Here is a 5,955-nt window from a genome sequence, read left to right as displayed (position 1 = left end):
TATTGCGAACACTTGATAACCCTGTGGGAGCGAGCTTGCTCGCGATGGCGGAATGTCTGGCGACATCCATGTTGAATGTGCCGGCCTCATCGCGAGCAAGCTCGCTCCCACAGGGTTATCAAGTGTTCGCAATATCTGCGGGTATCCAAAAATCATTGTGGGAGCCAGCCTGCTCGCGATGAGGCCGGCATATTCAACATTGATGTCGCCTGACAGACCCCCATCGCGAGCAAGCTCGCTCCCACAGGGTTAGCGGGTGTACGCAACATCTACGGGTATCCAAAAATCATTGTGGGAGCGAGCTTGCTCCGGGCGGCGTTCCGACGATGGTGGCAACGCGGTTACGGATCAAACCCATATCGCGTCCCACAGCGGATAATCGCCCAGCTTCTCCACCAACCCCGCGCGTAACGGGTTGGCGACAACATATCGAGCAAGCTTCACCAGATCCTCATCCCGCCTCAACGCCCGATCGTGATAGCCCTGCTGCCAAAGGCTGCCTTTACGTCCGACGGACATGTTCACGGCCCGCGTACTCAATGATTTGGTTTTTTGCATCAGCTGACTGAGTGAGCACTGCTGCAGCTCGATCAACCAATGAAAATGATCGGGCATGACAACCCAGGCTAAAGAGTTCGCCCAGTATTGTTCCTGTGCATATTGAAATTGCTTGACGACCAGCCTGCCCAAACCGAAATCCTTGAAAACCGGTTGTCGGTCCAGCGTGTTGCTCGTCAGCAGGTAAATTCTGTTGGGTTCGGGATAGCGGCCTGTGCGCAGGCGATGTGAGGCGGGTAAATCCGGCATTCCTTTGCCCTCTCCATGGTGAGTTCAGGAGGAAGGCTAGACCGGTGGATGCTTGAGAGTTGGGTTAGCTTTTGACTGGATGTGACCAATCGATAGCTATCGCGAGCAAGCTCGCTCCCACAATGATTTCGGCTGCTCGCACATATTGCATACACCCATTAACCCTGTGGGAGCGAGCTTGCTCGCGATGAGGCCAGCACATTCAAAATAGATGTCGACCGACACTCTGCCATCGCGAGCAAGCTCGCTCCCACAGGTTTTTGTGTTGGCTTCAGACTGCTGGCTGGAACGGCACGAATTCCGTCACTTCCAGATCGAATCCGGACACGGCCTTGTACGGCACCGGCGAGCTCATCAGGCGCAATTTGCGTACGTTCTGGTCGCGCAGGATCTGCGCGCCGATGCCCAGGGTCCGTTGCGGAAAATGTGACGCCAGGTGCTTGCCTGCGTTGCGCTGACGCAGTTGTTCGAGCACGCCCTCGGCGGTTTCCTTTTGTGCCAGCAACACCAGTACGCCGTTACCGGCGGCTGCGATACTGGCCAGCGAACGTTCGAGGGTCCACTGTTGCGCCCCGCCCTCGTTTTCACACCCCAGCGCATCGCGCAACGTCTCGATGCTTTGCACCCGCACCAGCACCGGTTGCGTGCTGTCGATCCGGCCCTTGACCAGCGCCAGGTGCAACGCGCCCTGGTAGGTGTCCTGATAGGTGGTCACCTGGAACTCGCCATGGCGGGTATGCAGCGGGTATTCGCCACCGCGCTCGATCGTGCCTTCATGCAGGATGCGGTAGTGAATCAGGTCGGCAATGGTGCCGATCCGCAGGCCATGCCGTTGGGCGAATTCATGCAACTCGGCACCACGGGCCAGTTCGCCGTCCTCGTTGAGAATGCCCACCAGCGTTGCCGCCGGTTGCAGGCCCGCCAGACGTGTCAGGTCGCAGGCGGCCTCGACATGTCCGGCCCGCTGCATCACGCCACCGGGCAAGGCCTGCACCGGGAAGATATGCCCCGGTTGTACCAGGTCTGCCGGAACGCTGGCCGGGTCGACCGCCACCTGGATCGAGCGCGCCCGATCCGCCGCCGAGATGCCGGTGGACACCCCGGTGGCGGCTTCGATCGAGCGGGTAAAACCCACGCCATGTTGCGCCCGCGAGTTGGGCACCATCAGGTCCAGGCCCAGCGCGCGGCAGCGCTGCTCGGTCAGGGCCAGGCAAATCAGCCCGCGCGCCTGCACCGCCATGAACGTGACGGCCTCGGCCCCGGCCTGTTCGGCGGCCATCAGCAAAGAGCCTTCGCCGTTGTGTTCGTCGTCGGTGATCACCACCATCTGCCCGGCGCCGATGGCCTCGATCAGTTGCGGTACCGTGTTGAAAGCCAGGCCGTTCACTGGAGTGCCCCGCGCAGGTCGGCCGCCGCATCGGACAAGGCATGTGCCGCCCCTTCGACAAAGGGCGCCATGCTGATAAAGCCGTGGATCATGCCGTCACAACGCTGGACGCGCACAGGCACACCAGCCTCGCGCAAGCACTCGGCCATTGCCTCGCCTTCATCACGCAATGGGTCGAATTCGGCGCTAATCAGGGTCGTTGGCGGCAACCCCGCCAGGCTCTCGGCACGCAGTGGCGAGGCCAAAGGATCATCCGCCTGCCCGACGTCTTGCAGATATTGCTGCCAGAACCAGCGCATCATCCCGGCGGAAAGCAGATAACTCTCGGCGAAGTCTTCGAAGGACTGACTGTTGCAACCTGCATCGGTGACCGGGTAAAACAGGCACTGATAACTGACCTTCGGCCCCTGGCATCGTGCCGCCAACTGACTGACCGCCAGCGCCAGATTTCCCCCGGCACTGTCCCCGGCCACGGCCAACCGGCTGCCATCGACGCGCAGTTCAGCCGCCTGCTCAACCAGCCAGCAGGTGGCCGCGTAACAATCGAGGGGCGCCGCCGGGAACGGGTGTTCCGGGGCCAGTCGGTAGGCGACCGACACCACCACCGCCTCGGTCTGGAGGGCCAGCGAGCGGCAGAGATTGTCGTGTGTATCGAGATTGCCCATGACAAATCCGCCGCCATGGAAAAACACCAGTAACGGCAGGTTGGGTTCTTCCGATGGCCGGTACAGCCGTGCGTCCAGATCACCGTCCGCACCGGCCACCCGCAGCTTGCGCACCTCGCTCATCGGTTCGCCGGGGATGGCCGGCAGCAGGTTGTCGGAGAACTGCCGGTACTGTGCGGCATCGACCTGACTGAAATCGGGCTCCGGGAGGTCGCGAAACTGCTGGAGAACCCCGGCGATCTGCTTATCGAGCGGCATGGGCATCGTCCTCTACGTCAGTCATTTGAAACTGCGGATTGGTCTCGCCCAGGATGCTTTGTACTCGACGCTCAAGGGCCGGTTTGAAACTCTTGTGGGGCAGAATCCAGAAGCGTTTTTGCGCCACGGCGGCGAACACTTGCGCGGCCAGTTCCGCCGGGCTCATGCCCTGGCGAACGGTGCTGTCGAGCAGTTGACTGAAGTCGGATCCGGCAGTGTCCACCACCTGGTTCGAGGCCATGATTTCGCTGGCGACCGGCCCCGGGCACAGCACCGAAACCGACACCGGCGCACCGATCATCGCGAGTTCGTAATGCAGGGTTTCCGAGAGCGCAACCACAGCCTGCTTGGTCACGTTGTACGGTGCCATCAACGGACTGCTGACCAGCCCGGCAAGGGACGCCGTGTTGATCACGTGTGCTGGCCGGCCCTGACTGAGCAACAGCGGCACAAAGCTGCGAATGCCGTTGATCACACCGTTAAGGTTGACGTTCAACAGGCGCTGCCATTGCGCCTCGGTGATTTCCCAGCTGAAGCCGGTTTGCATCACGCCGGCGTTGTTAAACAGCAGGTCGACCCCGCCTAAGTGCTCGACAGCCCGGTCACGCAAGCGCTCGACCTGCGTTACATCACCGACATCGGTAACGCAGGCAATCGCTTGCACACCGCGGGCCTGCAACTCCTCGCACAGGGCTTGCAGGCCCGCTGCATCCCGATCCGCCAGCACCAGGCGCATGCCCAGCGTCGCCGCGTGTTCGGCCAGGCCACGGCCAATACCACTGGCGGCCCCGGTAATCACCGCTACCGGCCCTTGTTCATTACTCATCGCCTACTCCTGCCATGGGTCCAATGGCGCCAGTAGAGCGGGCCTGCTTGAAGCAGCCATCGTCCATTCAGACGATGCCTGCTTTTACAGGGGCGGCAGAATCCGTTACATGCGCCAAACCCGTGATCCCTTGGGAGAATAATAAGATGAGTACCCTGCACCGCATCGAAGCCAAACTGCTGGAAGACCATTACGCCCGCGGCTGGCATTGCCTGGGCCTGGCCGCGCAATACCGCGACGGCAAGGCCCATCGCCTGGAGGTGTTCGGCACCCGTCTGGTGGCGTTCCAGGGTGAAGACGGCGAACTGCATATTCTTGATGGCTACTGCCCGCACATGGGTGCCGACCTGAGCACCGGTTGCGTTGAAGGCAACTCGATCCGCTGCCCGTTCCACGCCTGGCGCTGGGGCGCCGACGGCGTGTGCGATGACATCCCCTATGCCAAGCGCATTCCGCCACGGGCCAAGATCAAGAGCTGGCCGATCATGGAAGAGAACCAGCTGCTGTTCGTCTGGAATGACCCCGAAGGCAATCCGCCGCTGCCGGAACAACGCATTCCGCGCATCGACGCCTGCTACAACGACGAATGGGCGGCCTGGGAAGTCGCCGAATTGCAGATTGGCACCAACTGCCGCGAACTGATCGACAACATCGCCGACATGGYGCACTTCGGCACCGTACACGGCGCGCCGGTCGATGAGTTCATCAACATTTTCGAAGGCCACCTGGCCACCCAGATCATGCGCGCCCGCAGCGAACGCCTGTCCGGCGACAGCGTACTGACCACTGAAGCCACTTATTTCGGCCCGGCCTACCAGATCACCGAAATGAACGGCGCGATGAACGGCCAGCCGATCCATTCGATCCTGCTCAACTGCCACGTACCGATCGATCTGGACAGCTTCACCCTGCGCTACGGCGTGCTGGTGAAAAAGATCCCGGGGCTCACTGAGGAGCAGAACCAGGCAATGGCCAAGGCCTACGTGGCGCAAGCCCAGGCAGCCTTCTACGAAGACGTGGCCATCTGGCACAGCAAGACCCGCGTCGACAACCCGCTGCTGTGCGACGGCGACGGTCCGGTCTATCAGTTGCGCCGCTGGTACGAGCAGTTCTACACCGATGTCCAGGCGCTGTCGGCGGACGTCGGCGAACACAAGAAGTTTGTCGTGCGCGCCAGCGAACGGGTCTGACGCCAGCGGCTTTTCGCCCGCCCCGGGCCTGAGCGGCAGCCGCCGGTCAGGCCCGGAGCCCGAGCGTTGCAAGGAGTCGATACCGGCGCTTATCCTCGGCCACCGCCAACGCTAATAATAAAAACGGTTTTTCCCTATGCAGCAGAGCCTCAGCCTCGATACGTTCAGTGATTTGATCGGCAACCTCTATCAGGGGCCGCTGGAAACCATTCCCTGGGCGACGTTTCTCAATCAGCTCAATGTGCATCTGAACAGCAAGTACGTGACCTTCATCCTGCGTCCGCCCAGCGCTCATGTGGACGGCTTGATGGTCAACACCACGGGCACCTCGACCGAGGCAACCGCGTCGTACAACAAACATTTTTTCAGCCTCGACCCGTTTGTCGACCTGCCCAATCGCCAGGTCGTGACCCTCGCCGAGTTCGTCTCCAACGACGACTGGCAGAATTCCGAGTTCTACAAGAACTTCCTTGAACCGGTGGACGTGTTCCACATCCTCGGTGCCGACATCAACACCGTCGACGGCGCCCAGTGCCGCATTCGCATCAGCCGCGGACGTGACGACAAGCCTTTCGGCAATGAAGAAAAGGCCATGCTCACGCATTTCGTCCCGCACCTGGAACGCTCGATCAAGATCCACATGCAGCTCAACCGCATCGAAGCCGAGCGCAATCTGTACGCCGGCGCGGTGAACCAGATGGCGGTCGGCACGATCATCCTCGACGAGTCCGGCAAGGTGCTGCAGACCAACCAGGTCGCCGACCGGCTGATCCAGGAAAAGGACGGCATCAAACTGGTCAACGATGGCCTGCAGGTCGGTAC

Annotated in this window: 5 protein-coding genes and 1 pseudogene; 2 read left to right on the top strand and 4 right to left on the bottom strand. The window is 61.4% G+C overall.

Annotated elements, in window-relative coordinates; translation table 11 throughout:
• Window positions 1-348 precede the first annotated feature (348 nt).
• The 4 genes from AC1DVH_RS24960 to AC1DVH_RS24945 all read right to left on the bottom strand — a co-directional run bounded on the left by AC1DVH_RS24960 (window position 349) and on the right by AC1DVH_RS24945 (window position 3,943).
• The gene (locus AC1DVH_RS24960; protein ID WP_477756063.1) at window positions 349-807 is read right to left on the bottom strand and encodes an REP-associated tyrosine transposase; all 459 of its coding nucleotides are present in this window, start codon (window positions 805-807) and stop codon (window positions 349-351) included.
• Window positions 808-1,078: 271 nt separating this feature from the next.
• The gene (locus tag AC1DVH_RS24955) at window positions 1,079-2,194 is read right to left on the bottom strand and encodes a 3,4-dihydroxy-2-butanone-4-phosphate synthase (protein WP_477756062.1); all 1,116 of its coding nucleotides are present in this window, start codon (window positions 2,192-2,194) and stop codon (window positions 1,079-1,081) included.
• A complete protein-coding gene (locus AC1DVH_RS24950) occupies window positions 2,191-3,117 on the bottom strand; it encodes an alpha/beta hydrolase (protein ID WP_477756061.1) in 927 nt (308 codons plus the stop codon). The genes AC1DVH_RS24955 and AC1DVH_RS24950 overlap by 4 nt, the downstream gene beginning before the upstream one ends.
• Window positions 3,104-3,943 carry an SDR family NAD(P)-dependent oxidoreductase gene (locus tag AC1DVH_RS24945; RefSeq protein WP_477756060.1) on the bottom strand — a complete coding sequence of 280 codons (840 nt, stop codon included), beginning with the start codon at window positions 3,941-3,943 and terminating at the stop codon, window positions 3,104-3,106. Before AC1DVH_RS24945 ends, AC1DVH_RS24950 begins: the two co-directional genes overlap by 14 nt.
• A 146-nt stretch (window positions 3,944-4,089) precedes the next feature.
• Here AC1DVH_RS24945 and AC1DVH_RS24940 point away from each other — a divergent pair, with 146 nt between their 5' ends.
• Together AC1DVH_RS24940 and AC1DVH_RS24935 are read left to right on the top strand one after the other, a co-directional pair.
• Window positions 4,090-5,133: a 3-ketosteroid-9-alpha-monooxygenase, oxygenase component gene (locus AC1DVH_RS24940; RefSeq protein WP_477756059.1), complete on the top strand. Its 1,044-nt coding sequence runs from the start codon at window positions 4,090-4,092 to the stop codon at window positions 5,131-5,133.
• 136 nt (window positions 5,134-5,269) lie between these two features.
• Window positions 5,270-5,955, top strand: a pseudogene (locus AC1DVH_RS24935) (helix-turn-helix transcriptional regulator); the annotation flags it as partial.

It is taken from the genome of Pseudomonas sp. P4_C3 (genome assembly GCF_056402075.1).
This window is presented reverse-complemented; position numbering and strand designations above follow the sequence as displayed.